We start from the raw sequence: 25,845 nt of genomic DNA, 5'->3' as shown, positions 1-25,845 counted from the left end.
CCTTCCACCAGGGCAGACGTCCTCACGGGCGTCGCTCGCGAGACTCGCGAAAGCAGTGCACCGGGCGGTCCGGGTCCGCGGACAGACCGGTGGGGGAGGAAGGGCCGCTGTCGGCTCCGCCGTTGGGGGAGCTCGATCTTTGCGAGAGGACGGCACCGGCGATGAGCTGGGTTGAGGACTGGACCGTTGTGGCGGCGTGCCGCGGCATGGATCCGGATGAGCTGTTCGTGCAGGGAGCGGCTCAGAACCGGGCCAAGACCGTGTGCTCCGGATGCCCGGTGCGCACAGAGTGCCTCGCCGACGCCCTGGACAACCGCGTGGAGTACGGCGTGTGGGGCGGGATGACCGAGCGCGAGCGCCGGGCGCTGCTCCGCCGGCGTCCGGAAGTGCGCTCCTGGCGTCAGTTCCTGGAGTCCGCCAAGGAGAAGTACGAGCGCGGTGGCGAGGTGGTCTGCGAACCTCGGTTCGCCGCCGCCGCGGCGCCGGGCCAGGCCGCCATCCCGCGGCAGCGGGACGAGGCCGGCTCGTTCGGGCGGGCCTGATCCGCCGGGGCCGGTAGCCACCCGGGTCCGCAGGGGCCCGTACCGTCCCGGCCGGCGGTTCTGTCGGCCAGTTCGGTCGGCCAGCTCTGTCGGCCCGACCCGCGCATCGCCCTGGGCCTGATCCGCCCGGGGCCACGTCCCCATCGCCCCGCCCGTACGGCACCCTTAGGCCGGATCCCCGAACAGGCGTTGACGTGCCCGTTCTCCCGAGCGCGCACCGACCCGCACCAGCCCGCACCGACCCGCGCCGGCCCGGCTCAGGGCTGGGCCTGGAGATACTCCAGCTGGGCCCGCACCGACATCTCCGCGGCGAACCGCACCGCGGGGTCCACCTCCGCGTACACCCGGTCCACCACCTCGGCGGCCGTCCGGTCCCCGGCCGCCAGCGCCGCCCGGACCTGCGCCAGCCGCTGGTCGCGGTGCGCGAGGTAGAACTTGACGACGGCGTCCGCGTCGGCCGGCACCGGGCCGTGTCCGGGGAGCACGGTCACCACCTCGGCCGAGGCGGTCAGGGCCCGCAGCCGGTGCAGCGAGTCCAGGTAGTCGGCCAGCCGGCCGTCCGGGTGCGCCACCACGGTGGTCCCCCGGCCCAGCACGGTGTCGCCGGTGAGCACCGCGCGGTCGGCCGGCAGCACGAAGCACAGCGAGTCCCCGCTGTGGCCCGGTGTGGCGACGACGTCCAGCCGCAGGCCGTCCACCTCCAGCACGTCCCCGCCGGTCAGCCCCTCGGAGCCGAGCCGGAAGCGCGGGTCCAGGGCCCGCACCGGCGCGCCGGTGAGCTCGGCCAGCCGCGGCGCGCCCTCGGAGTGGTCGAAGTGCCCGTGGGTGATGAGGATCTGCGCGATCCGCAGCTCCCGCTCCTCGGCGGCCGCGAGCACCGTGCGCAGATGCCCCTCGTCCAGCGGGCCCGGGTCGACGACGATCGCCGCGGCGGCCCCGGGCTCGGCCAGCAGCCAGGTGTTGGTGCCGTCCAGGGTCATCGGGTTCGCGTTCGGGGCCAGCACCAGGGTGGCCCGCTCGGTGCCGGCCTCGGGCCGCAGCCCGGGTGTCATCGGCGGCGGGGTCGTCATCGGTCGGCTCAGAGCTCCCACTCCAGGTGCCACGCACCGTCGGCCCGCTGCCGCACGGTGGCCATGATCGGCTTCAGCGGGCGTCCGGCCGCGGCCCGCACGGCCTGCCCGGCCGTGCCGAACCCGCACAGGTCCCGCAGCGTGCTGCTGGTCGGGGGCAGCATCAGCGTGGTGCCGGCGGCATGGTCGTCGACCGCCTGCCGCGGGGTCAGCCAGACCGTGGTCTCGGACTCCCCCGACACGTCGCGGGTGCGCTGGCCGGCGGGCAGCGCGGCGACGAAGAACGCGGTGTCGTAGCGCCGGGGCTCGAACTCCGGGGTGATCCAGCGGGACCAGGCGCCGAGCAGGTCGGTGCGCAGCACCAGGGAGCGGGCGGCGAGGAACTCCGCCAGTGATGTTTCCCGTGAAACCAAGGCCCGCCGGTCGGCCTCCCAGGCGTCGCCGGTGGTGTCGGCGACCACCGAGTGCTCGTCGGGCCCGGCGAACAGCACCCCGGACTCCTCGAACGTCTCGCGCACCGCCGCGCACAGCAGGGCCCGGGCCTCGGCCTCGTCGCTGCCGAAGCGCGCGGCCCACTCGGCGGCGGACGGACCGGCCCAGGCGATCTCGGCGTCCGCGTCGCGCGGGTCGACCCGGCCGCCGGGGAAGGCGTAGAAGCCGCCGGCGAAGGACATGGACGCGGCGCGCTTGAGCAGGTAGACCTCGGGCGGCCGGTCGGCGCGGTCCCGCAGCAGCACCACCGTCGCCGCGTGCTTCGGCGGCACCGGGGTGAACTCGCCGCGCTCGTAGGCCGCGATCTGGTCGGCCCAGCCCTCGGGTACCGGTGCGCTGAGCCGGGTGCCGGCCGGGGCTATGTACTCGCCGCCCTGCTGCGACATGCCTCCCCTTCCTGCTTCCTGTGGTGCGGTCCGAGTCCGGGTCCGGGACGGCCGGTCGTCGGCCGTCCCGGACCCGGACCTCCTGGCTCGGGCCGGGATCAGACCTCGACGGTCAGCTCGACCTCGACCGGGGCGTCCAGCGGCAGCACCGCCACCCCGACCGCCGAGCGGGCGTGCCGCCCGGCCTCGCCGAAGACCGCGCCGAACAGCTCCGAGGCGCCGTTGACGACGGCTGGCTGCCCGGTGAAGTCCGGCGCGCTGGCGACGAACCCGACCACCTTGACCACCCGCTTCACCAGCGCCAGGTCGCCGATCTCGGACTTGACGGCGGCCAGCGCGTTGAGCGCGCAGCGCTGCGCCAGCGCCTTGGCGTCCTCCGGGCTGACCTCGGCGCCGACCTTGCCGATCATCGGCAGCGCGCCGTCCACCATCGGCAGCTGGCCGGAGGTGTAGACGAGGTTGCCGCTGCGCAGCACCGGGATGTAGGCCGCGACCGGGGCCGCGACCTCGGGCAGCTTCAGGCCGAGCTCGGCCAGTTTCTCTTCGGGGTGGCTCATGTCTTAGGACTCCGTCGTCTTAGGACGCTTCAGGTAGGCGACCAGCTGGTCCGGGTTCGGCCCGGGCACCACCTGGACCAGTTCCCAGCCGTCGTCGCCCCAGGTGTCCAGGATCTGCTTCGTCGCGTGGACTAGGAGCGGCACAGTCGCGTATTCCCACTTGGTCATGAGGCAAGCCTACGGGTGCCGGGTCTACTGGCTCGCGTCGCCGGGCAGCTGCTGGCCCGGCACGTTCCACATCAGACAGCGGATCTTGCGGTCGGCCTGCCAGCCCGAGGGCAGGTCCGAGGCGCCGTTCCACATGTCCTCGCTCGGTATCAGCGCCGCGTACGTGTAGTGGTTGCCCGCCGGGTTCGCCGAGGGCGCGATCAGCCGGTCGGCCCAGCACAGCTCCTGGGCCGCCCGCGAGAGCTCGGCGAGGCCGGGGTAGGGGACCGGGCCGGTGCCGTCCTTGCCGTACTTGCTGAAGGTGGTGTCGACCGTGTCGGTGATGTAGTACACCTCCAGGTCGTGCGGCTTGTCGCAGTCCGCGCCCTGGTAGACCGGCGTCCCGGGGACGAACGGGGGGCCGCTCAGGCAGTTGTTGTAGCTGAAGGACAGCTTGGGGAACTGCGAGCTCGGGCCGCCGAGGGTGAACACCCGCACCCCGTCGGACGCCCGCGCGTCCGCCACGGCCTGGGTCTTCTTGCCCGAGGTGTATCCCGAGGAGTGCCCGGAGAAGTAGCCGCCCCCGCCGGCCGCGCCCAGCGCCACCACGACGGCCGCGGCGACCGGCCACAGCCCGCGGCGCCCGCGGCCCGGGAGCTCGGAGCCCTGGCTGGGCCGGGTCGGGTGCGCCCCGGCCGACATCAGCATCGTGTTCTGGAACTCGGCCTGCCGCGGCGGCAGCACCTGGGTCCCGTCCGAGCCGACCGCGCCGAGCAGGCTGCGGATCTGCGGCCCGGCCAGCCGGCCCTCCGGCGCCGCGGCCAGCATCCCGGACACCGCGGCGGCCAGCGGCCCCTGCACCCGGGTCAGGTACGGCACGTGGTTCAGCACCGCGCCCAGCGTCGCGGCCGTGGTGTCGCGCTCGAACGCGGCGCGGCCCTCTATCGCGTAGTACAGCACAGCGCCGAGCGACCAGATGTCCGACGCGGGCGAGGCCTCGTGCCCGGCCAGGCGCTCCGGCGCCAGGTAGGCCGGGGAGCCGATGACCGCGCCGGTCTTGGTCAGCGTCGGGTCGTCGGCGGCCTGGGCGATCCCGAAGTCGGTGAGCTTGGCCCGGCCGGTGGCGGCGACCATGATGTTCGAGGGCTTCACGTCGCGGTGCACGATCCCGGCGGCGTGCGCGGCCTCCAGCGCCGCCAGCACCTGCCGCCCGAGGTCGGCGACCATCGCCGGGGCCAGCGGCCCGGAGCGGCGCACGATGTCGGCCAGGGTCGGCGCCTCCACCAGCTCCATCACGATGTAGATGGAGCCCTGGTCGTGCACCACGTCGTAGACGGTGACCACGGCCGGGTCGTTCAGCCGTCCGGCGGTGCGGGCCTCGCGCAGGATCCGCTGCTCGAACTCGGCCCGCTCGGCGTCGGTGACACCCTCGCCGAGGCGCATCTCCTTGACCGCCACCGCCCGGCCGATCACCCGGTCCTCGCCGCGCCAGACGATGCCCATGCCGCCGCGCCCGAGCTCGGCCCGCAGCACGTACCGTTCGGCGATCACCCGCTCGCGCGGCGCCAGACGCTCGGTGTCGAGCTCGCCACTCATGCCCCGCCCCCACTCGCCAGGTTCCTGATAACGCCGAGCCTTGCGGTTCCCTACAGTAGCGCCAGGGGCGGTCCGTTCCAGGGCCGAGTTACCGGCGGTTAGTCTGGAGCCATGAGCCAACCCTGGCCGTCCCGCTTCTGGCCGACCCAGTGCCGCCTGCACATCGTGACCGGAAAGGGCGGAACCGGGAAGACCACCGTCGCGGCCGCGCTCGCCCTGGCGCTGGCCGAGGGCGGGGGCCGGGTGCTGCTGGTCGAGGTCGAGGGCCGGCAGGGCATCGCCCAGCTGTTCGACACCGCGCCGCTGCCCTACGAGGAGCGCAGCATCGCCATCGCCCCCGGCGGCGGCGAGGTCTTCGCGCTGGCCATCGACCCGGAGCAGGCGCTGCTGGAATACCTCGACATGTTCTACAAGCTGGGCCGCGCGGGCAAGGCGCTGAAGCGGTTCGGCGCCATCGACTTCGCCACCACCGTCGCCCCCGGCATGCGCGACGTGCTGCTCACCGGCAAGGCCTGCGAGGCGGTGCGCCGCACCGCGAGCGACCGCCCGGGCCGCGCGTTCGCCTACGACGCCGTGGTGATGGACGCGCCGCCGACCGGCCGGATCACCCGGTTCCTCAACGTCAACACCGAGGTCGCCGGGCTGGCCCGGGTCGGTCCGGTGAAGAACCAGGCCGAGGCGGTGATGCGGGTGCTGACCTCGCCGCAGACCGCCGTGCACCTGACCACCGTGCTGGAGGAGATGCCGGTCCAGGAGACCCTGGACGGCATCGAGGACCTGCGCTCGGCCGGGCTGCCGGTGGGCGCGGTGCTGGTGAACATGGTCCGCACCGCGTACCTGGCCACCGGCAAGCGGGCCGCGGTCAGCGCGGCCGCCGAGAAGCGGGTCGCGGCCCTGCTCAAGCCGTACGGGGTGGACACGGCGGAGGCCGGCGCGCTGGCGGTGCTGGGCCGCGAGCACGCGGAGCGGCTGACTCTGGAAGACAATGAGAGGCGCGTGCTGGAGGAGGCCGGGCAACCGGTGGTGGAGCTGCCGCTGATCAGCGACGGCGTGGACCTCGGGGGACTGTACGAGCTGGCCGCGGTGCTGACCGCGGCCGCGGGAGGCCCCGAGGAATGACCGTCACCCCGAAGCACCTGGACGTGGACGGTCTGCTGACCGATCCGGCCACCTCGATCATCGTCTGCTGCGGTTCCGGCGGGGTGGGGAAAACCACTACCGCCGCCGCGCTCGCGCTGCGCGCCGCCGAGCAGGGCCGCGACGTGGTGGTCCTGACTATCGACCCGGCCCGCCGGCTGGCCCAGTCCCTCGGGCTGACCGAGCTCGACAACAACCCGCGCGAGGTCACGGGCATCGAGGGCCCCGGCCACCTGTTCGCCATGATGCTCGACATGCAGCGGACGTTCGACGAGATCGTCGAGAAGCACGCGGACCCCGAGCGCGTCGAGCAGATCCTGACCAACCCCTTCTACCAGTCCCTGTCGGCCGGCTTCTCCGGCACGCAGGAGTACATGGCGATGGAGAAGCTCGGCCAGCTGCGCCGGACCGGCGAGGAGACCGGGAGCTGGGACCTGATCGTCGTCGACACCCCGCCGAGCCGTTCGGCGCTGGACTTCCTCGACGCCCCGAACCGCCTCGGCAGTTTCCTGGACGGCCGCCTGATCAAGGTCCTCATGGCCCCTGCCAAGGCCGGCGGCGGTTTCGCCCTCAAGGTCCTGGCCTCCGGCTTCTCCATCGCCACCATGGCGCTGAACAAGCTGCTGGGCTCGGGCCTGCTGCAGGACGTGCAGACCTTCGTCGGATCGCTGGAGTCCATGTTCGGCGGCTTCCGCCAGCGCGCCGAGGAGACCTACCAGCTGCTCCAGGCCGACGGCACGGCCTTCCTGGTGGTGGCCGCTCCCGAGCCGGACGCGCTGCGCGAGGCCGCGTACTTCACCGAGCGGCTGGCCGCCGAGAGCATGCCGCTGGCCGGGCTGATCCTGAACCGCGTGCACCCGGTCTCGGTGCCCGAGCTGTCCGCCGCGAAGGCGCTGGCCGCGGCCGAGGAGCTGGACGGCGACTCCGCCGACGAGCGGCTGGCCGCGGGGCTGCTGCGGCTGCACGCCGAGCGGGTGCGGCTCGCGGCGCGGGAGCGGCGGCTGGCCGACCGGTTCACGGCGTCGCATCCGGGGGTCGCGGTCGCCGAGATCCCGGCGCAGCCCGGGGACATCCACGATCTGGCGGGGCTGAGGTTGGCCGGCGGGCTGTTGGCGGGGTAGCGGGCGGGGTGGGGCCGGGCTGACTCAGCGGGACCTCAGTGCGACCTCAGCGGGACCGCTGGCTCAGCCGCTCGACGTTGGTCAGCACCACGGCCCGGGCCTCCAGCCGCAGCCAGCCGCGGCCCGCGAAGTCCGCCAGCGCCTTGTTGACGGTCTCCCGCGACGCCCCGACCAGCTGGGCCAGTTCTTCCTGGGTCATGTCGTGCGCGACGTGGATCCCGTCCTCGGCCGGCGTCCCGAACCGGGCGGACAGGTCCAGCAGGGCCTTGGCCACGCGGCCGGGCACATCGGAGAACACCAGGTCGGACATCGAGTCGTTGGTCCGCCGCAGGCGCCGGGCGATGGCCCGCAGCAGGGCCCGGGCCACGTCCGGCCGGCTCGCCAGCCACGGTGTGAGCTCGTCGGAGCTCAGGCCCAGCAGAGTGGAGTCGACAAGGGCGGTGGCACCGGCCGAACGCGGTCCCGGGTCGAACAGCGACAGCTCGCCGAACATCTCGCCGGGGCCGAGCACCGCGACCAGGTTCTCGCGCCCGTCGCCGCTGGTGCGGCCCAGCTTGATCTTCCCCCGAAGCACCACGTACAGCGAGTCGCCGGGGTCGCCCTCGTGGAACAGGAGCTCACCTCGGGCCAGCTCGATCTCGTTCATGGAGGCGCGCAGGGAGGCCGCGGCGTCCTGGTCGAGCGTGGCGAAGAGGGGCGTACGGCGCAGTACGTCGTCCACGGGTTTCTCCTCTTAATGGCAGTGCTGTTCCGAAACCAGTGTGACGCAGGGAGCGCCTGCGCAGCACGCCGGGTCCGGCTATCGTGCGATGTCCATTAGACCGTATGAGTAGTCAACTCCACGAAAGCGTCCGCACCAGAGCATCGAGCGCGCGGGGGTAGGCCGCCTCGCTCGGGGAGCCGAAGCCGACCACGATGCCTTGTGGCTGGTCAGCGGCCCTTGCGAAGCGGTCCCTCGCACTGGTGTCCCACAGTCCGCCGAGCCCTTCCAGCTCGAGTCCGAAGCCGGCGGCCCGCGTGACGACCTCCTCTTCACCCATCCCGGCCGGCTCCAAACGGATCAGGGCGTGCAACCCGGCCGCGATCCCGCCGAGCCGGAACCCGGCCGCCGGGCGTCCGGCCTTGGTGCGCAGCCGCTCGGCCAGCAGATCGCGCCGGCGGCGGTAGCGCAGGCGGGAGGCGCGGATGTGGCGGTCGTAGTCGTGGGAGGCGATGAACTCGGCGAGCGTCACCTGGCCCAGCGCCTCGGACTGGTGGTCGGCGTGCCGCTTGGCCCGGACCACCGGGCCGAGCAGCGGCTCGGGCAGCACCATCCAGGCCAGGCGCACGCCGGGGCCCAGGGTCTTGGAGGCCGTGCCCAGGTAGACGGTGCGATCGGGCAGCCGGCCCTGCAACGCGCCGACCGGCTGCCGGTCGTAGCGGAACTCGCCGTCGTAGTCGTCCTCGACGACGTAGCGCCGTCCTTCGCGGGCCCACTCCACCAGGGCCTGGCGGCGGGCCGGGTGCAGCGTCGACCCGATCGGGTACTGGTGGCTCGGGGTGACCACCACGGTCTCGACCGCGCGATAGCCGCGGCCGGCGAGCAGGGCGACGCAGGCGCCGTCGTCGTCCACCGGCAGCGGGACCACTTCCGCGCCGGCGTTCCGGACCACCGCGTGGAACAGCGGTATATAGGGGTCCTCCATCGCGACGGCGCCGCCGAGCACCTGGCCCAGCAGCGCCAGGCCCTGCACCGCGCCGGAGACGATCACGATGTGCTCGGGGTCGGCGAGGACGCCCCGGGTGCGGCCGAGGTATTCGGCCAGCGCCCGGCGGAGCTCGACGCGTCCGCGCGGGTCGCCGTAGCCGAACACGTCGGACGGGGCGGCGTTCAGGGCCCGGCGGGCCGCGCGCAGCCAGGCCTCGCGGGGGAAGCGGGACAGGTCCGGGGTGCCGGGGCGCAGGTCGTGGGGGAGGCGCCGGGGTCCGTCCGGCGTGGTCGGCCGGGTGGAGGTGGCCGGCCTGGCCGGCGCGGTCGGTCCGGTCGCTCCGGCCGGCGCCCTGTCCGCGTCCGCCTCGCCCTGCCCGGCCAGCGCCGCGACGCGGGTCCCGGACCCGCGCACCGCCACCAGGTGTCCTTCGGCGACCAGCTGGTCATAGGCCGCCGACACGGTGCCGCGCGCGACCCCGAGCTCGACCGCGAGCGTCCGCGTCGACGGCAGCCGGGCCCCGGCGGCCAGCCGGCCGTCGCGGATCGCCTCGCGCAGCGCGTGTTCCAGGCCGACCCGGCGCCCGGAGGCCGGGTCGACCGCCAGGTGCAGGTCGACATCCAAAGTGGACCAATATTCAGTCATCGGATTGGATCCTAACAGCGGTCCACATCCGGCCTATCGTCATAGGCATGACAACGAACACGGAGACCACGAAGACCGCCGAATACGTGAAGCCCGCCGTCCGCCTCGCCGTCGACGACCTGGCGCCGAAGATCGCCAAGGCGATGAACGGCCTGGAGCGGGCCGCCACCGAGGGCATTCTGGAGAAGCCGCTGCGCGAGCTCGTGAAGCTGCGGGCCTCGCAGATCAACGGCTGCGTGTACTGCGTCGACATGCACTCCCGCGACGCGGTGGCCGGCGGCGACGCCTGGCGCCGGATGAACCTGGTCGCGGTCTGGCGCGAGGCGCCCTACTTCACCGCCCGCGAGCGCGCCGCCCTGGCGCTGACCGAGGCCATCACCCGGCTGGCCGACGGCGAGGTGGCCGACGCGGTGTGGGACGAGGCCGCGTCCCACTTCAGCCCCGAGGAGCTGGCCGAGCTGATCTGGCAGATCGGCATCATCAACCTGTGGAACCGGCTCGGCGCGACCGCCCGGCCGTGGGAGCTCTCCGGCGGCGCCGAGGACTAGCCGGTCGGTCGGCGAACCGGCCGGCCGACCAGTCGGCCCGCCAGTCAGCAGACCGGCCGACCGACCGACCAACCAGCCACCTAGTCAGCCGGCAGCCGACCGGCCGGGCTCAGCGGCCGCCAGCCGTGACCAGCCCCGACTCGTAGGCCAGCACCACCGCCTGCGCCCGGTCGCGCAGCCCGGTCTTGGTGAGGATCCGCGACACGTGGGTCTTCACCGTCTGCTCGGCCACCACGAGTTCGGCCGCGATCTCCTGGTTCGACAGCCCGGCCGCGACGTGGCGCAGCACCTCCACCTCGCGCGGGGTCAGGGCCCGCACAGCCTGCGGCGCGGCGCGCCCGGCGGGGCGCCGCGCCGCGAAGTCGGCGATCAGCCGGCGGGTCACCGAGGGCGCGAGCAGCGCGTCGCCGGCCGCCACCACCCGCACGCCGTGGACCAGGTCCGCGGCCGGGGCGTCCTTGAGCAGGAAGCCGCTGGCACCGGCGCGCAGCGCCTCGTAGACGTAGTCGTCGAGGTCGAAGGTGGTCAGCATCAGCACCCGCGGCCGCTCCGGCCCGTCGGCCAGGATCCGCCGCGTCGCCTCCAGGCCGTCCAGGACCGGCATCCGCACGTCCATCAGGACCACGTCCGGGTCGTGCTCCGCCACCGCGGCGACCGCCCGCTCGCCGTCGGCGGCGTCCCCGACCACATCGATGTCGGGCTGGGCGTCGAGCAGCGCGCCGAAGCCGGCCCGCACCATCGCCTGGTCGTCGGCGATCAGCACCCGGATGCTCATGCTCCCCGCTCCAGCGGCAGGGTGGCGACGACGGCGAAGCCGCCGTCGGGGGTCGGCCCGGCCTCGAACTCGCCGTGGACCAGCGTCACACGCTCCCGCATGCCCGCGATTCCATGACCGCCACCCTCCAGGGCGCCGCCGTCACCCGATCCGGTCCCCGCGACCGACCGGTCCGCTCCGGCGGTCGCGGGCCCGTTGCGCACTTCTAGCCATACGGCACCCTTCACTCGAGCCACCCGCACCAGTACCTCGGCGCCGTGCGCATGGCGCCGCGCGTTCGACAACGACTCCTGCACGACCCGATAGGCCGCGACGCCGGCCAGTGGCGGCACATCCATCAGCTCTCCCGAGGTCTCCAGCCGCGCCCCGGCCTCCTCGGCCAGCGCGGGTACATCGGCCAACCCCGGCTGCGGAGCCGTGTCGGCCTTCGCCGAGTCCGAGCGCAGCAGTCCCAGGATCTTTCGCATGTCGTTCAGCGCTTCCCGGGAAGCGGCACTGATGGAGCGGAACTCCGCGGCGGTCTCCGGGCTCTGTCCCGGTATCCGGTAGGGCGCGGTCTCGGCCTGCACGGCGATCAGCGACATGTGGTGCGCCACCACGTCGTGCAGCTCCCGGCCGATGCGTGCCCGCTCCTCCAGCATCATGCGGTGGGTCTGCTCGGTCTCGGTGCGCTCCTCCTGCACCACCAGGGCCTTGCGCGTGGCGTGCAGGTAGCGGAGCAGTTCCAGGCAGCCGATGGTCAGGACGCACTCGCCGACCACGGCGGCCAGCGCGGTCATGCGGTCGGGGTTCAGCACCGCCAGGACCAGCGTGACCATGGCGTACACGGTCGCCATCTCGACGGTGCGGCGCCGTCCGGCCTCGTGCCCCGCCGCCGCCAGCACCGCCAGGACGCTGACCTGTGCCGAGAACGTCAACGGCTCGCTCATCGGTGACGTGATCAGCAGCACCGAGCCCAGGACCCCGATGAGCACGCCGCCGAAAGCGGCGCGCGGGTTCCGGCGGAACCACAGCATCGGGATCGGCCGGACCACGACGATCGCGATCTGGAGAACCTGCAGCTGGCGGGAGTCGAAGCTCCGGCCGTATTCCGGAGGCAGGTCGGTACAGCCGAACAGCGCCAAGGCCAGCACCGTCGCGACGACGATCTTGGCTTCAGTGCCGCTGCGGAAGGCGAAGTAGCGCAGGAATCGCTGCGCTGTCCGCGCTCCCCCGGTCACAGTGCTCATTGTTCTGCCTCCCCGGCCAGACGTGAATATCCGATGCCGAAGACGCTAGGGTCCACGACCGTCGTCGCACGTCACACCGGGGAGCCAAACCGCATGTGCTACCGGGGTAGGGGGTGTTCGAGCAGAGTGTGTCAGGGCAGGGGGTGCGGGTCCGAGGTCAGCTCCGCTCGACGACGTCCATCTTCGTCACCGCCAGCACCGCCACCAGGAGCACGATGATCCCGAACAGCACCAGGCTCACCGGCCCGGTGCCCCAGGCCAGGCCGCCGCGCTGGGTCGAGACCCCCATCCAGTCCGCGAACGAGGCGCCGAACGGCCGCGTCGCCACGTAGGCGAACCAGAACGCGAGCACGCTGTTCAGCCCCAGCTTGGAGCCCACTGCCGGCACCGCGAACAACACCGCGAACAGCACGCCCGAGGAGAAATACCCGAGCTTGAGCGAGGTCGCCGTCAGGTCGCCGACCGCGGTGCCCAGGGCGAACGTCGTGACCACGGTCAGCCAGTAGAACAGCTCGCGGCGCGGGGTGGTGATGCTGTGGATCGACAGCGTCCCCTCCACCCGGAACCACAGAACGAAGACCGCCGCGAGCGCGACCGCGAAGAACGCCGTCGAGACCGCGTAGGGGATGCCCAGGGCGACGTGCAGCACGTCGGCGCACATCGTGCCGAAGACGCTGACCATCACCACCGCGGACCAGTAGATCCAGGCCGAGTACCGCGGCGCCTTGAACTGCACCCACAGCGTCCCGGCGAGGATCAGCCCGGCCAGCACCACCATGATCTTCGGATCGTAGGTCTTGTTGAAGAAGTCCGAGGTGGTCTCCCCCATCCCGGTGGTCAGGACCTTCGTGACCCAGAAGATCAGCGTGACCTGCGGTACCTTGCCCGCCGCGGCGGAACCGGCGGCCGCTGTCCGACTCCCGGGGCCGGCCAGTTGCTCAGTCGTCATATCGGCCGAGCATGGCAGAGCTCCGGAGCCCGTGTCCGGGGTTGTCGGAAAACTGTTACAGGATGTAGCAGAAACCCTCAGCCGCGCGGGATCCAGCGCGCCCCCAACTCCTCGTCGCTCGGCGGCGGACCCGGCATCTCCCCGCGCGCCGCCTCCGGGTGCAGCGCGTCGAAGTGCATGGCCAGATAGCGGTGGCGCAGCTCCCTGGTCCGCTCCGGGCTCGGCCCGGTGACCGCCGTCAGCTGCTCCAGCAGCATCGCGATGTCGGTGAACGCGAAGTCCGGGCGGACGGCCTCGGCGGCCCGCGCCCGGTCCAGGATCTGCCCGGCCAGGTCCACGGCCCGCGTCGTCTGCTCGAACATCGCCGGGGTCGGCGTGAAGGTGCCCGCCAGGTTCACGGTCAGCGCGTGCACGTCGGCGTCGACCACGGCCGTCACGAAGTCCGTGAACGTCTCCCAGGGCCCGGCGCCGGAGTCCAGGGCCGCTTCGGCGCAGGCGATGTACCTGGCCAGGCCGTCCGCGCACAGCGTCTGGAGCAGCACTTCTTTGCTCTCGTAGCGCCGGTACAGGGCGCTGATGCCCACGCCGGCCTCCTTGGCGACGGCGGAGATCGGGGCCGAGGGATCGGCGACGAAGACCTCGCGCGCGGCGCGCAGGATCGCCTCGTCGTTGCGGTTGGCCTGGGCCTTGCGGCCGGACAGCGGTCCGGTGCGGGCGACGCCGGCGTGCGGGGGGTTCGGCACTTTCGACGGATTCGGCATGGCTCCAGGGTAGCAGTTGAACGGAATGGTTCGTTCCGCTATTCTGGAACCAGAACGGAACAAGGGATTCCGTTCCACAAAGGAGACCTCCATGAGCGCCGTGCCCACGACCACGCAGCAGCCCGCCTCCCAGGAGCCGCGGATCCGCCCCTTCCGCGTCGAGATCCCGCAGTCGGCGCTCGACGACCTGGCCGAGCGCCTGGACCGGGCCCGCTTCACCGACGCGCTCGACGGCGCCGACGGCGAGTACGGCACCGCGGTGTCCCGGGTCCAGCGGCTCGCCGCCTACTGGCGCGACGGCTTCGACTGGCGCGCCTTCGAGGCGCGGCTGAACGCCTACCCGCAGTTCCTCACCGAGATCGACGGCCAGGACATCCACTTCCTGCACGTGCGGGCCGAGGCGCCCAACGGCACGGCTCTGCTGCTCACCCACGGCTGGCCCGGCTCCCAGGCCGAGTATCTGGACGTGATCGCCCCGCTGACCGCGGCCGGCTACGACCTGGTGATCCCGGCGATCCCCGGATACGGCTTCGCCGGACCGACCACGGCCCGCGGCTGGAACCTGCACCGCACGGCCCGCGCGTGGGTCGAGCTGATGGCCCGCCTCGGCTACGAGCGGTACGGCGCGGTGGGCAACGACGGCGGCTCGATGATCTCCCCGGAGGTCGGGCGGCTGGACCCGGAGCACGTGGTCGGCGTGCACGTCACGCAGCTGTTCTCGTTCCCGTCGGGCGATCCGGCGGAGCTGGCGGACCTGAGCCCGGAGGAGCAGAAGGCCATCGAGACCCTCCAGTGGTTCTGGGAGAACATGGGTGCCTTCAACCAGCTCCAGTCCCAGCAGCCGCAGACCCTCGCGCACGCGCTGGCCGACTCGCCGGTGGGCCTGCTCGGCTGGAACGTCCAGCTGCTGCCGGAGAACCTCGACGACGACTTCGTCCTGGCCAACGTCGCGACCTACTGGCTGACCGGGACCGCCGGCTCCGCGCTCCGCTTCTACCGGGAGATGGCCCTGGACCAGGAGAAGGCCGACGGCCCGACCACGGTGCCGACCGCGCTGGCCGGCTCGGCGAACGACTTCTACGGCATCCGCCGCTTCGCCGAGCGCGACCACGCGAACATCGTGCGGTGGAACGTGTACGAGACCCCCGGCCACTACACCGCGCACCAGGCCCCCGAGATGCTAGCCGACGACGTCGTGGAGTTCTTCGACGGCCTGCGCTGACGCCGGCTCGGCGCCGGACAGCGAGACCGACCGGGTCTCTCGCGCGAAGTACAGGGCCACGACGGTCACCACGGCCGCCAGCCCCAGGTACAGCGAGAGCCATCCGGCGGTCTTGCCGCCGTTGTGCTCCAGGATCGCCACCGCGATCAGCGGGGCCGGGGCGCCGGCCGCGACCGAGGCCACCTGGTACCCGATCGAGGCGCCGGAGTAGCGCACGCCGGTCGGGAACAGCTCGGCGAAGAAGGCGGCCTGCGGTCCGTACATCAGACCGTGGAAGGCCAGCGCCACGGTGACGGCCAGCACCGCCAGCGGATACGACTTCTGATCCACCAGCGCGAAGAAGATCGGCGTCCACACCCCGATCCCGATCGCCCCGGCCAGGTACACCGGCCGCCGGCCGACCCGGTCCGACAGCGCCCCGGCCAGCGGGATCAGCACCGTCTCGATGGCCGCGCCGATCAGCACCGCGTCCAGGCCGAAGGACTTCGGCAGCTTCAGGTGCTGGGTGATCCAGGTGACCGAGAAGGTGGCGACTATATAGAAGGAGATGTTCTCGGCCATGCGGGTCCCGAAGGCGATCAGGATCTCGCGCCAGGAGGTGCGGAAGACCTCCACCACCGGCAGCTTGGGCGGCGCGGTCTCCTTCTTCGCCTGGGCCGCGCGGAACGCCTCGGTCTCGTTCAGGGTCCGCCGCACCCAGACGCCGACCAGCAGCAGGACCGCCGACAGGCCGAAGGCGACGCGCCATCCCCAGTCCAGGAACGACTTCTCGCTCATGTTCTCGGACAGCAGGATGATGACGCCGGTGCCCAGCACCAGGCCGAGCGGCGCTCCGGCCTGCGGCCAGGAGGCCCAGAACCCGCGCCGCGCCTGGTCCCGTTCGGCGACGATCAGGACCGCGCCGCCCCACTCGCCGCCGAGGGCGAAGCCCTGCACCATGCGCAGCGTCGTGAGCAGGATCGGCGCCCACACCTGGATGGAGTTGTAGGAGGGGACGAACGCCATACCGGTGGTGGCCACCCCCATGATGACCAGGCTCACCAGCAGCGTCTTCTTGCGCCCGATCCGGTCGCCGACGTGCCCGAAGACGATGCCGCCGATCGGCCGCGCGGCGAACCCGAGCGCGTAGGTGAGGAACGAGAGCAGGGTCGCGGTCAGCGGGTCGCTCTTGACGAAGAAGACCTTCGGGAACACCACGGCGGCCGCGGTGCCGTAGAGGAAGAAGTCGTACCACTCCAAGGTGGTTCCGACCATCGAAGCGCCGACGACCTTCCAGGTGCTGTCGTCGGCGCTTCTGGCTGGGGGTGTGGGAACAGTCTCGGAAGGCGTCATGCAGGGTACGATGCGGCCGAAAAGCCCGCTGTGATATGGGTCACTGGGCCACAGTCGCCTGCGGTGTCGTGTCGGTGGCCGACACCGGCGGCACTATTGCGGCGTCGCGCCGTGGCACGCGTCAGCCCCGGTCCTCCTGGTGGAGGACCGGGGCTTCGGCTTCGTGCGGGGTCGGGATCGGTCAGGCCTCGGCCGGCACCAGCGAACCGTCGGCGGATCCGGCCTCCGTGCCGGGCTCGGTACCGGCCTCGGTGCCGGGCTCGCCGTCGGCCGGCGCGACCGGGGTCTTGGAGTCCCGGAGCACCACGAACGACACGACCGCGGCGGCGATCACCCCGACGGCGCCGGCGACGTAGGCCACGGACGCGGCGTGGGTGAAGGCGTTCCGGGCTGATTCGAGCAGCACGCTGTTATTGGTGCTGTGCGCGACCCCGACCGCCTCTCCCAGGGAGTGCCGTGCGATCCCGGTGACGTCGGCCGGCATGCCGGCGGTGAACCGGCTGGTCACCACGGTGCCCATGACGGCCACGCCCAGGGCGGCGCCGGTCTGCTGCACGGTGTCGTTCAGCGCCGAGCTGACCCCGGCGTGCTCCGGCGGCACCGCGCCCATGATCGCGGTGATCGCGGCCGGCATCGCCAGCCCGGAGCCCGCGCCCAGCAGGAACAGGCCCACGAACAGCTTGGTCAGCCCGTCGTCGACGCCCAGGTCCGCCAGGATCCCGAAGGCCACCGCGCAGATCAGCAGGCCGGACACCATCAGCGGGCGGTTGCCGAGCTTCATGCCCAGGCCGGCGCCCAGGGTGTTGAAGATCAGCGCCGCGATCGCCAGCGGGATGAAGCACAGCGAGGCCTTCAGCGCCGAGTATCCGAGCACGAACTGCAGGTACTGCGTCATCACCAGCAGCAGGCCGCCGTTGCCGATCTGCACCAGGGCCAGGGAGAACGAGCCGCCGGAGAAGTTCCGCTGCTTGAACAGCTGCAACGGGACCATCGGGTGGGCGATCCGGGTCTCCCAGATCCCGAAGGAGACCAGGGCCACCACCGCGACCGCCAGCGCGCCCAGGGTGCCCGGCCGGACGAAGCCCTTGGGGAACTCGATGATCACCCACACCGCCGAGGTCAGGCCGACGATCGACAGGATCGCGCCCAGCGGGTCGGGCTTGCGCCACGGGCCCTTGGACTCCGGCATCAGGATCACCGCCGAGACGATGGCCAGCGCCGCGATCGGGATGTTGATCAGGAACACCGAACCCCACCAGAAGTGGCTGATCAGGACGCCCCCCAGCACCGGCCCGCCGACCAGGCCGACCATCGCGACCACGGTCCACGCGGCCATCGCCTTGCGGCGCTCGGCCTCGTCGGTGAACACGGTGATCAGGATCGACAGGGTGCTCGGCATCAGCAGCGCGCCGCCGAGGCCCATCGCCACCCGGGCGGCGATCAGCTCGCCGGGGTTGCTGGCCAGCGTGGCCACCGCCGAGGCGACGCCGAACACTGCCAGGCCGATGATCAGCACCCGGCGCCGCCCGAACCGGTCGGACAGGCTGCCGGTGGTCAGCAGCAGTCCGGCGAACACCAGGATGTAGGAGTCCAGGACCCACTGGATGTTCTGCGCGCTGGCGTGCAGCGACTCGGTCAGCGACGGCACCGCGACCGTCAGCACCATGTTGTCCACGACCAGGACCAGCGTCGCCAGGCACAACACGATCAAGATGAGCCAGCGCCGGGCGCCGGTCATGTTCTCGGACATGTCCCCTCCTCCTGTGCCGGCCCGCGCAGGCCGCGCACACCGTTCGCATCTGCGCACAGTGTGCGCTGTCGATGGGAACACCGTACGCCGAAGCGAACGGTGTGCGCAAGTGCGAACGGCGTGCGCATTCTTCGGCTACAGTGGAGGTATGGAGCAGCACCCCCTCTGGACCTGAGGAAAGCTCATGAACATCGACGCCGACGCTGCGGACGAGGCCCCGCCCAAGGCGCCTCCCGCCTCGGTCTGGACCCGCCCCCAGCGGCGCCAGAAGGAACAGCTGACCCGCGAGCGGATCGTCGCCGAGGCGATCCGGCTACTGGACGCGGACGGCTTGGAAGCCCTGAGCATGCGCACCCTGGGGCAGCGGCTCGGAGCCGGGGCGACCTCCCTGTACCGGCACGTGGCCAGCAAGGACGAGCTGATCGAGCTGGTGGCCGACGAGATCTACGCCGAGATGGAGGTCCCGGAGATCTCCGATCCGGCGTCCTGGCGCCTGGCCGTGCACGCCGTCGCGCACACGCTGCGGGCCGCCGGGCTGCGGCACATGTGGCTGGGGCAGGTACTCGGCCAGGTCGGCATGACCTATGTGGGCCCGCATGTGGTGGACGTGACCTCCCGCAGCCTGGCGATCCTCACGACCGCCGGCTTCTCCATGGAGGAGGCGACCAAGGCGATGGGCACCGTGTCGTCCTATGTCCTGGGCGCCACGACCGCCGAGGCCGGCTGGCTGATGGCGTTGCGCCGCAACGGATACGAGGAACGGGACTGGCTGACGATCATCGGTCCGACGGTCATGGAGTCCGCCGCGGACAGCGGCCTGACGGACTTCTACCTGGAACAGCTGAAGCGGGATCCGGAGCAGGTACGCGTCGAGAACTTCGACTACGGGCTCGTCCTCATCCTGGACAGCCTCCAGGCCCGCCTGACCGCCCGGCTCGCCGACCAGGCGAACCAGGAGTCTGAGACGCTGCCGGGCCGGTGACCAGCAGGCTTCCGGAATGGACGATGAGTTGCCGCAGTTGCCCCACAACCGTACGAGAACGGCCTGCCCGAACGGCTCGGGCTGAGCCAGGGGTCTGATGCTCTACTCTCAAAGCCCTGGTTCGGTCGGGGCTTCCTCGCCGACTACAGCACCACGCGCCCAGGCGATTTCGCCTTGCTGGACAACGAGAAGGCGTGGTCGGTCCCGCTGATCGTGAAGCACTTCCCGTCCGAGCTGCGCGCCGCGCTGGTGCGGATGCACCAGAACCGGGACCGGTTGTTGGAGCTGATGCTGCGGCTGCCGCGCGCGGTGTGCCATCTGGACGTGTGGCCGAACAACGTGATCCGCCGGGCCGACGAGGCTATGGAACTGGCTGATCTGGTGGGGCTGTGATGCCGAAGGTGTCGGCGAGCACCTTGCGGACCTCGTTCTCGTCGGCGAGTTCGTGGCGGGTCGTGGTGCCATCGGCGTGGGTCTCGGTCAGAGTGCGGCCGTCGAGGCTGAGCACCCGGTCCGGCAGGGTGCGCGTGGCGAAGCGCCGGGTGCTGAACGGAGACTTGGGGTTCGTGGCGATGTGCCAGTTGACGACCTCGAAGTCCGGAGCCAGGAACGGTTCGACGGTGAACTCGTACTGGTCCCGCCATTCCCCGTTCTGGAAGGCCTGAAGAGTCCAGGACTCCAGCGGGCCGTCAGGGGTCGTCGCCACTGTCAGCCGGTGGTGGCGCGGGTGGTCCAGGACGTCGGCCGGCGCCAGCGGAATCGGGTCGAGCAGTGCGCCGGCGTTGCCGAAGCCGACATCGGCGAGGTAGCGGTTCGGATCCCCCGGAGCGTGGACGAGCATCAGCATGTGGGTGCGCGGCCGGACGTCGCCCGGGCTGGCGCCGACGCGGACCCGGGCGGCGAGCAGCGTCACCCGGAAACCGAGTGCGCGCAAGGCGGCGGCGAACAACGAGTTGTGTTCGTAGCAGTAGCCGCCACGGGTCGGGCTGTGGACCAACTTCGCCAGCAGATCGTCGATCGCCAGGGACGGCACCTTGCCGCGCAAGGGATCGAGGTTCTCGAACGGGATCGCGTAGATGTGTGCGCGTTGCAGAGCCCTGAGTGTCGCGGCTGTCGGGGAACGGTCGCCGCCGTAGCCGATGCGGGCGAGGTAGGCGTCGAGATCGAAATCCACCCGATCAACGCTACCGGAGCGGGTCGCTGTCGCCATGGGCGCCGCTCAGCGCCGCGACGGCCGCCGCGCAGAATCGTTCTGACAGAAATAGTGGAACGGAGTATTCCGTCCGGCGAGTGCCGAATGATCGGCCATTCGCCCACCCGATTGCTACGCCGAGCATAAAAATGCCCCGAGGGTAGGATTCTGTCGTGATCGAACCGTCGCTCGGCTTGCGCGAATCCAAGAAGCGCCAGACTCGGCGGGCGATCTCCGAACACGCCACCCGGCTGTTCGTCGCCCGCGGGTTCGAGGCGACGACGATCGCCGAGATCGCCGCCGCGGCCCGAGTCGCGAAGAAGACCGTCACGAACTACTTCCCGCGCAAAGAGGATCTGGCGCTGGATTTCCACGAGGAGTTCATCGGCAGCCTGGCCGAGGTGGCCCGCGCACGTCCGGCGGGCACTTCGGTCCTGGCGGCGCTTCGCGCCCGCCATCGTGAGGACGTCTTCGCCCGGGCTGCCTTCGCCGGGTTCCTCGACCGTGCCGTCTCGACCATGATCGCCGAAAGTCCGACCCTCATCGCTTGCCTGCGGGACTTGCACGAGCAGCGGGAAGCGGCGCTCGCCGAAGCGCTGGCGGCTGATCGAGGCGAGAGCAGTCTCCCGGCTCGGGCTGTGGCGGCCTACTTCGCGGCGGCGCACCGGGTTCTCTTTCAGCGCGTCCAAGAGCTGACGCTTGGCAGCACACCGCCCGATACGATCGCGATCCTCGTCACCGAGGAGGCCCGGCAAGTCTTCGACTTGCTGGAGCCTTCCTTCGGGGACTACGGAGCCTGATCGTCTCCGGCGCGGATGCAGGATGCAGGATGCGGATCGGCGGACCGCGAGCCGCGAGATACGAGACGTGTGATCAGACTCCGACTCCGCGCTGCACCCGCATCAGATACTCCTTCCGATCCAAGGGATTCGCGTCCCAGCGCGCCCGCTCCGGAAATTCGGCGCCGCTGACCGGGGCGAAGTGGTCGAACGCCGACTCCAGCACGCCCTCACCGCCGGTGAGCCCGGGGATCCGTTGGCCGAGCGCGTGCACCCGCGCCGCCGGGACGCTGCCCTCCAGCACCGCCGACCCGGCGGCCACGGTGGTCGAGTCCGGGACCGCGCGGAACGCCGCCAGCGCCGGCAGCACCGTGCCGAGCAGCTCGGCCGGCAGTTCCAGGCGGAACCGGTGCACCGGTTCGCAGACCCGCGTCCCGGCCTGGGCCACCGCCGCCATCAGCACCAGCGGAGTCAGGGCGCGGAAGTCCCCGGCGGTGCTCGACATGCTCTTGTCGAAGGTGGCGTGGGCATGGCTCTGCCGGGCCCAGTAGCCGGTGCGGGTCACGGTGACCGCCGCGTCGGGGATCTCCCATCCGTGCCGGCCCGAGGTGAGCGTGGCGCGCACCGTCTCCTCGATCGCGGTCAGGAAGGCCGGTGGCAAGGATCCGAGTTCGATCTCCAGCGAGAAGCTCACTCCCGTGCCGAGCGGCGCCGGGGCGACGCGGAGGCCGAGCGTGGCCAGGAAGGGATTGTCGCCGGTCTTGATCACATCGAGGGCTTCGCCGGTGCCGACGATCCGTTCCACGCAGATCGGCGTCGTCTCGTGGAACTGCACGGCGACGCCGAACTCCTCGGCGAGCGTCGTTTGGATGACCTCCTTCTGGACCTCGCCGTACAGGGACAGCGAGGTCTCCGCGCGGGCCTTGTCGTAGCGCAGCCCGATCAGGGGGTCCTGTTCCGACAGCTGGGTCAGCGCCGAGAACATCGGGCCCCGGTCGGCGGGATCGAGGGGTTCGACGACCGTTTCCAGGGTCGGTGGTGCGAAGTGCGGTGTGGTCTCCTCGGTGGTTGGCAGGTCGCCGATCCGGTCGCCGATCCGCACCTTCGTCAGTCCTCGGACGATCCCGATCTGGCCCGCCGTGACGACGTCCGTCGCCACCGGCGCGCCTTCCTCGGCCGACAGCACCGAGATCCCGGTGACGCGTCCGCTCGGCAGACGGTCGCGGGTCCGCAGTGCGCCGGCGAACATTCGCACGTAGGCGATCCGCTCCCCGGTCGTGTCACGCTCCACCTTGAAGACGCGTCCCGCGGTCTCCGCCGAGGACGAGGCCTCGTCGGCGGAGCGCGGGAGCAGCTTGCGCAGACCCGCCATCAGCTCGGGAACGCCCGCACCGGTGATCGCCGATCCGAAGTACACCGGATGGGCCGAACCCCGGCGGCTGTCCTTCGCCAGCTGCGACCACAAGCGCAGACGCCGCAGCTCGGACACCTCGGAGACGAACCGCGCGTCCTTCGTCCCGGCCCCGACGACCGTTCCCATCGGGAACGCCGCCGGCGTCAGCTTCGCCGAGACCTCGCGCAGGACGCGGGCGGGATCCGCCCCGCGCCGGTCGATCTTGTTGACGAACAGCACCGTCGGCAGCCCGAGGCGGCGGATCGCCCGCATCAGCACCCTGGTCTGGGCCTGGACGCCCTCGACCGCCGACACCACGAGCACCACGCCGTCCAGCACCCCGAGCGTGCGCTCCACCTCGGCGACGAAGTCCGGGTGCCCGGGCGTGTCGATGAGGTTCACCGCGACGTCGGCCAGCGGGAAGGCGGTTACCGCCGCCTTGATCGTGATCCCGCGCCGGCGTTCCAGCTCCAGGCTGTCGGTCCGCGTGGTGCCGTCGTCCACGCTGCCGACTTCGTCGATGATCCCGGCGGCGTGCAGCAGCCGCTCGGTCAGGGAGGTCTTACCGGCGTCGACGTGCGCCAGGATCCCCAGGTTCAGATACCGCACCGAAAACCGCGTCCTTCGCGTTGGCTGACATGACCAGGAGAGTGGGCATGGGAGCCAAGCGGCGCATTCGCGGTTCCTTCCAATGGCGGACGTGGACCGCACCAGTGCAGCACCCGCCGGGTGCGGGCGGCAACCGATTAACGGCGCCGGACCCGCCCCGGGGAGGTCACCCGAGGGTGCGGAAGTGCGTCGTCACCCGCCAGTCGTCGTCGATGACGTGGAACGCGAAGGATGGCGGCTGGTCCAGGTCCACCACCGCGCCGTCGCCCTCCCACGGCAGCCGCGTCGTCGACACCACACCCGGCGCCACCAGCAGCGGCAGCCCGGCGAAGCGGGTCGCGGCGGCGGTGTGGGCGTGCCCGGCCAGCAGCGCGACGACGTTCGCCCGCCCGGCGAGCGCGGCGGCCAGCCGCTGTTCCTCGAACTGCCGGATCGGGTCGACGAGCGGTACGTGCAGCTCGACGGGCGGATGGTGGAACGCGACCAGCACCGGTACGTCCGCCGGCGTCGCGTCCAGCTCGGCGGCCAGCCACTCCAGCGTCGTGCCGGCCAGGAGCCCGTCGTGCCGGCCGGGGATCGAGGAATCGCAGAGGGCGAGGACGAAGCGGTCCGTGCGCAGCACCTGGTCGATCGGCTCGGCCGAGGCCGGGACGCCCAGCAGCGACCGGCGGAACGCCTCCCGGTCGTCGTGGTTCCCGGGCCCGATCAGCACCGGATGCCGGAGCGCGGTGAGGCCGCGGACGGTCTCGTACTCCGCGTCCAGGCCGTGGTCGGCGATGTCGCCGGTGACCACGACCGCGTCCAGGTCGGCGGGCAGGGCGTCGAGGTGGGCGAAGACCCGGCGGGCGCGCTCGGCGGCGCGGGCTCCGGCGTCGACATGGATGTCGCTGACATGCGCGATGACTATGGGCATGGCTTTGAGCGTAGGAGCCGACTGGCCCACGGACGTACTCCGTTTCCTCGGAACGCGCGTACCCGGCGACGCTGGGAGCGCTCGCCGGGACGCTCCGGGAAGCCGGAGCAGGCTGTCGGAAAGGGGCGCGGCGCCCGGCCTGATCAGGACACGGTCGTCCGGGTCCGCTTCACGCACCACCAGGCGACAGCCAGTCCCACGACGAACAGCGCGAGGTTCAGGCCGTTCTCGATGAGGTGGAACGTGCCCATCCGGTGCGCGGGCTGGTACTTCGAGATCGTCCCGACGATGCCGTGGCTCCGCAGGCAGTCCCCGATGTCGGTCCTGGTGTCCGAACACCAGCCCTCCATCACCTGCCGGGCGGTGTGGACGGCGCCGTGGGAGTCGATGAACGGCGGGCTGCCGCCGTCCAGGCTCATGTCGTTCGGGAAGGTGGCGGCGGCTCCGGCCGCCACCGTTGTCGGATCGCCGAAATCGCTGGTGAACGCGTGCGTCGTCGTGACCGGCGTCGCGAACTTCCCGCGCGCCTGCACCATCACCACCATGCGCGCGATCCACAGCGCGCCGACCACGGCGATCCCCGCGAGGGTCCGGCGGGTCGCCGCCCCGGCCCCGATGCCGACCGCCAGCCAGGCCAGGGCCAGCGTCAGCGGCATCCAGCCGCCGGCCTGGAACTGCGTGCCCTCGAACAGGCTCTCGCCGGTGTAGGCGTGGTACTGGTGCGCCAGGTGTTCGGCCAGCCCGGCCAGCAGGGCCGCCATCGAGCCGACCAGCGCGATCATCACCCCGGTCTTGCCGAACAGCCACTTCTGCCGGCTCACGTCCTGCGACCAGGCCAGCGGCAGCGTCCGCTGCTCGAACTCGCGGGCCAGCAGCGGCACGCCCCAGAACACCGCGATCAGCAGCGGGAGGAACACCAGCGAGTTCATCAGGTAGGTGGCCCGGGACGGCACGGCCTCGGTCTTGGCCCGGGTGCACCGGACGTCGGGCGAAGCGCAGTGCGCGGCCATCGAGCCGAGCTTGGACGCGGTCAGCACCATCAGGACCGCCAGGACCACGGTCAGCGCGGCGGTGACCACGATGGTCCAGCGGTGCTGGCGCCAGGTCAGCCAGATCAGGCCGTTCACAGTTCCTCCCCGGGGGCGGTCTTGAGATGGGCCAGCACCAGGTCCTCCAGCGTCACCGGCTGGGCCTGCCAGGGCGCGGCCACCGGGGTCTCCGGGCCCAGCAGCGTGCGGACCACGAAGGCGGACTGCCGCTCGGTGTGCGTGCTCTGCACGACCTGGCCCTCCACCGGCGGCGCGTCGGCGCGCGGACCGACCAGCCGGACGTGCTGGGACAGCAGCTCCTCGACGTCGCCCTCGAGCGCGCAGCGGCCCTGGCGCAGCAGGAGCAGGTGGTCCCCGACGCCGGCCAGCTCGGCCACGACGTGCGTGGACAGCACCACGGTCATGTCGCTGTCGGCGACCTCGGCCAGCAGCTCGCCGGTGACCTCGCGCCGGGCCACCGGGTCCAGGTTGGCCAGCGGCTCGTCGAGCAGCAGCAGCGAGGGCCGGGCGCCGAGCGCGACCGCCATCGCCACCTGGGTCTGCTGGCCGCCGGAGAGCTTGCCGCACGGCCGGTCCAGCGGGATCTCGAACCGGCCCAGCCAGCTCAGGGCCCGCTGCTGGTCCCACACGGTGTTCAGGTGCCGGCCGAAGTTCAGCATGTCGGCGACGCTGAAGGAGCGGTACAGCGGCTTCTCCTGGGCCAGCAGCACCACGCGGCCGCCCACGGTGATCGAGCCCTCGGTGGCCGGGAGTATCCCGGCGGCGATCGACATCAGCGTGGACTTGCCGGCGCCGTTCGCGCCGACCAGCGCGATGACCTTGTTGGCCGGGAGGGCGACGTTGAAGTCCTTCAGGGCCCAGAGGTTCTTGTAGCGCTTGCCCAGGTCGTGGGTTTCGAAGGCGACCTCGGTCATCTCGGCCCCGCGGTCTGCGAGTCGTGGGCGTGCCGCGTGGCCGCCGTGCTCGGGGCGCTCGGGGCGC

The 25,845-nt window shown here is 71.8% G+C and carries 26 protein-coding genes; 8 read left to right on the top strand and 18 right to left on the bottom strand.

Translation table 11 applies throughout. The features are described from left to right. Positions 1-161: 161 nt before the first annotated feature. Positions 162-542, top strand: a complete 381-nt coding sequence (locus ABD481_RS13515) for a WhiB family transcriptional regulator (RefSeq protein WP_344665966.1) — start codon at positions 162-164, stop codon at positions 540-542. A gap of 257 nt (positions 543-799) precedes the next feature. Here ABD481_RS13515 and ABD481_RS13510 read toward each other — a convergent pair whose 3' ends face one another. From ABD481_RS13510 to ABD481_RS13490, 5 genes are all read right to left on the bottom strand, one after another. Continuing rightward, positions 800-1,624, bottom strand: a complete 825-nt coding sequence (locus ABD481_RS13510) for an MBL fold metallo-hydrolase (RefSeq protein ID WP_425559171.1) — start codon at positions 1,622-1,624, stop codon at positions 800-802. Next, complete coding sequence (locus ABD481_RS13505; protein WP_344665964.1) at positions 1,621-2,490, bottom strand: NUDIX hydrolase; 870 nt, start codon at positions 2,488-2,490, stop codon at positions 1,621-1,623. The genes ABD481_RS13510 and ABD481_RS13505 overlap by 4 nt, the downstream gene beginning before the upstream one ends. Positions 2,491-2,588: 98 nt before the next feature. Further along, positions 2,589-3,047 (bottom strand): RidA family protein, encoded by a 459-nt coding sequence (locus ABD481_RS13500; RefSeq protein WP_344665963.1) that lies wholly within the window; start codon positions 3,045-3,047, stop codon positions 2,589-2,591. A 3-nt stretch (positions 3,048-3,050) separates the two neighbouring features. Beyond that, complete coding sequence (sp36, locus tag ABD481_RS13495; RefSeq protein WP_344665962.1) at positions 3,051-3,215, bottom strand: Sp36 family protein; 165 nt, start codon at positions 3,213-3,215, stop codon at positions 3,051-3,053. A 24-nt stretch (positions 3,216-3,239) separates the two neighbouring features. After that, positions 3,240-4,790, bottom strand: a complete 1,551-nt coding sequence (locus ABD481_RS13490; RefSeq protein ID WP_344665961.1) for a serine/threonine-protein kinase — start codon at positions 4,788-4,790, stop codon at positions 3,240-3,242. Positions 4,791-4,901: 111 nt separating this feature from the next. Here ABD481_RS13490 and bagA point away from each other — a divergent pair, with 111 nt between their 5' ends. Continuing rightward, a complete protein-coding gene (gene bagA, locus ABD481_RS13485; RefSeq protein ID WP_344665960.1) occupies positions 4,902-5,909 on the top strand; it encodes an ATPase BagA in 1,008 nt (335 codons plus the stop codon). Further along, the gene (bagB, locus tag ABD481_RS13480; protein ID WP_344665959.1) at positions 5,906-7,048 is read left to right on the top strand and encodes an ArsA family ATPase; all 1,143 of its coding nucleotides are present in this window, start codon (positions 5,906-5,908) and stop codon (positions 7,046-7,048) included. Before bagA ends, bagB begins: the two co-directional genes overlap by 4 nt. Positions 7,049-7,094: 46 nt before the next feature. Here bagB and ABD481_RS13475 read toward each other — a convergent pair whose 3' ends face one another. Together ABD481_RS13475 and pdxR are read right to left on the bottom strand one after the other, a co-directional pair. Continuing rightward, positions 7,095-7,769 (bottom strand): Crp/Fnr family transcriptional regulator, encoded by a 675-nt coding sequence (locus tag ABD481_RS13475; RefSeq protein ID WP_344665958.1) that lies wholly within the window; start codon positions 7,767-7,769, stop codon positions 7,095-7,097. A 112-nt stretch (positions 7,770-7,881) separates the two neighbouring features. Further along, entirely contained in the window at positions 7,882-9,381 is a 1,500-nt protein-coding gene (gene pdxR / locus ABD481_RS13470) for a MocR-like pyridoxine biosynthesis transcription factor PdxR (RefSeq protein WP_344665957.1), read from the bottom strand. 47 nt (positions 9,382-9,428) lie between these two features. Between pdxR and ABD481_RS13465 the strand changes: the two genes are divergently transcribed. Next, positions 9,429-9,929 (top strand): carboxymuconolactone decarboxylase family protein, encoded by a 501-nt coding sequence (locus tag ABD481_RS13465; protein ID WP_344665956.1) that lies wholly within the window; start codon positions 9,429-9,431, stop codon positions 9,927-9,929. A gap of 109 nt (positions 9,930-10,038) precedes the next feature. Here the strand turns inward: ABD481_RS13465 and ABD481_RS13460 are convergent, their stop codons facing one another. From ABD481_RS13460 to ABD481_RS13445, 4 genes are all read right to left on the bottom strand, one after another. Beyond that, positions 10,039-10,704, bottom strand: coding sequence for a response regulator (locus tag ABD481_RS13460; RefSeq protein ID WP_344665955.1), 666 nt, complete (start codon positions 10,702-10,704; stop codon positions 10,039-10,041). After that, on the bottom strand, positions 10,701-11,933 hold the full coding sequence (locus ABD481_RS13455) for a sensor histidine kinase (RefSeq protein WP_344665954.1): 1,233 nt from the start codon (positions 11,931-11,933) through the stop codon (positions 10,701-10,703). Before ABD481_RS13455 ends, ABD481_RS13460 begins: the two co-directional genes overlap by 4 nt. Positions 11,934-12,090: 157 nt before the next feature. Then, positions 12,091-12,882: a COG4705 family protein gene (locus ABD481_RS13450; protein ID WP_344665953.1), complete on the bottom strand. Its 792-nt coding sequence runs from the start codon at positions 12,880-12,882 to the stop codon at positions 12,091-12,093. 77 nt (positions 12,883-12,959) lie between these two features. Next, positions 12,960-13,643, bottom strand: a complete 684-nt coding sequence (locus tag ABD481_RS13445; RefSeq protein WP_344665952.1) for a TetR/AcrR family transcriptional regulator — start codon at positions 13,641-13,643, stop codon at positions 12,960-12,962. Between the two features lie 91 nt (positions 13,644-13,734). Here ABD481_RS13445 and ABD481_RS13440 point away from each other — a divergent pair, with 91 nt between their 5' ends. Further along, the gene (locus tag ABD481_RS13440; RefSeq protein WP_344665951.1) at positions 13,735-14,865 is read left to right on the top strand and encodes an epoxide hydrolase family protein; all 1,131 of its coding nucleotides are present in this window, start codon (positions 13,735-13,737) and stop codon (positions 14,863-14,865) included. Here the strand turns inward: ABD481_RS13440 and ABD481_RS13435 are convergent. Both ABD481_RS13435 and ABD481_RS13430 read right to left on the bottom strand, forming a co-directional pair. Beyond that, positions 14,824-16,197 carry an MFS transporter gene (locus tag ABD481_RS13435; protein ID WP_344665950.1) on the bottom strand — a complete coding sequence of 458 codons (1,374 nt, stop codon included), beginning with the start codon at positions 16,195-16,197 and terminating at the stop codon, positions 14,824-14,826. The two genes, ABD481_RS13440 and ABD481_RS13435, sit on opposite strands and share 42 nt — an antisense overlap. A 181-nt stretch (positions 16,198-16,378) precedes the next feature. Further along, positions 16,379-17,947, bottom strand: coding sequence for an MFS transporter (locus ABD481_RS13430; protein ID WP_344665949.1), 1,569 nt, complete (start codon positions 17,945-17,947; stop codon positions 16,379-16,381). 184 nt (positions 17,948-18,131) lie between these two features. On the opposite strand from ABD481_RS13430, the gene ABD481_RS13425 reads away from it, so the two are divergent. Further along, positions 18,132-18,929, top strand: coding sequence for a TetR/AcrR family transcriptional regulator (locus ABD481_RS13425; protein ID WP_344665948.1), 798 nt, complete (start codon positions 18,132-18,134; stop codon positions 18,927-18,929). Positions 18,930-19,103: 174 nt separating this feature from the next. Beyond that, positions 19,104-19,322, top strand: a complete 219-nt coding sequence (locus tag ABD481_RS13420; RefSeq protein WP_344665947.1) for a hypothetical protein — start codon at positions 19,104-19,106, stop codon at positions 19,320-19,322. Here ABD481_RS13420 and ABD481_RS13415 read toward each other — a convergent pair. Continuing rightward, a complete protein-coding gene (locus tag ABD481_RS13415; RefSeq protein ID WP_344665946.1) occupies positions 19,291-20,103 on the bottom strand; it encodes an arylamine N-acetyltransferase family protein in 813 nt (270 codons plus the stop codon). The two genes, ABD481_RS13420 and ABD481_RS13415, sit on opposite strands and share 32 nt — an antisense overlap. Before the next feature lie 191 nt (positions 20,104-20,294). Here ABD481_RS13415 and ABD481_RS13410 point away from each other — a divergent pair, with 191 nt between their 5' ends. Further along, positions 20,295-20,921, top strand: a complete 627-nt coding sequence (locus tag ABD481_RS13410) for a TetR/AcrR family transcriptional regulator (RefSeq protein ID WP_344665945.1) — start codon at positions 20,295-20,297, stop codon at positions 20,919-20,921. Positions 20,922-20,994: 73 nt separating this feature from the next. Here the strand turns inward: ABD481_RS13410 and ABD481_RS13405 are convergent, their stop codons facing one another. The 4 genes from ABD481_RS13405 to ABD481_RS13390 all read right to left on the bottom strand — a co-directional run bounded on the left by ABD481_RS13405 (position 20,995) and on the right by ABD481_RS13390 (position 25,778). Continuing rightward, a complete protein-coding gene (locus ABD481_RS13405; protein ID WP_344665944.1) occupies positions 20,995-22,902 on the bottom strand; it encodes a GTP-binding protein in 1,908 nt (635 codons plus the stop codon). A 166-nt stretch (positions 22,903-23,068) separates the two neighbouring features. Further along, entirely contained in the window at positions 23,069-23,815 is a 747-nt protein-coding gene (locus tag ABD481_RS13400; RefSeq protein WP_344665943.1) for a metallophosphoesterase, read from the bottom strand. A 143-nt stretch (positions 23,816-23,958) separates the two neighbouring features. After that, positions 23,959-24,942, bottom strand: coding sequence for an ABC transporter permease (locus ABD481_RS13395; RefSeq protein WP_344665942.1), 984 nt, complete (start codon positions 24,940-24,942; stop codon positions 23,959-23,961). After that, positions 24,939-25,778, bottom strand: coding sequence for an ABC transporter ATP-binding protein (locus tag ABD481_RS13390; protein ID WP_344665941.1), 840 nt, complete (start codon positions 25,776-25,778; stop codon positions 24,939-24,941). Before ABD481_RS13390 ends, ABD481_RS13395 begins: the two co-directional genes overlap by 4 nt. Between the last annotated feature and the right edge of the window lie 67 nt (positions 25,779-25,845).

The sequence above is a fragment of the Catenulispora yoronensis genome, from assembly GCF_039531695.1.
GTDB classification, from domain to species: Bacteria; Actinomycetota; Actinomycetes; order Streptomycetales; family Catenulisporaceae; genus Catenulispora; species Catenulispora yoronensis.
Note: the sequence above shows the minus strand (reverse complement) of the source record. Positions and strands in the feature narration are given on the sequence as shown.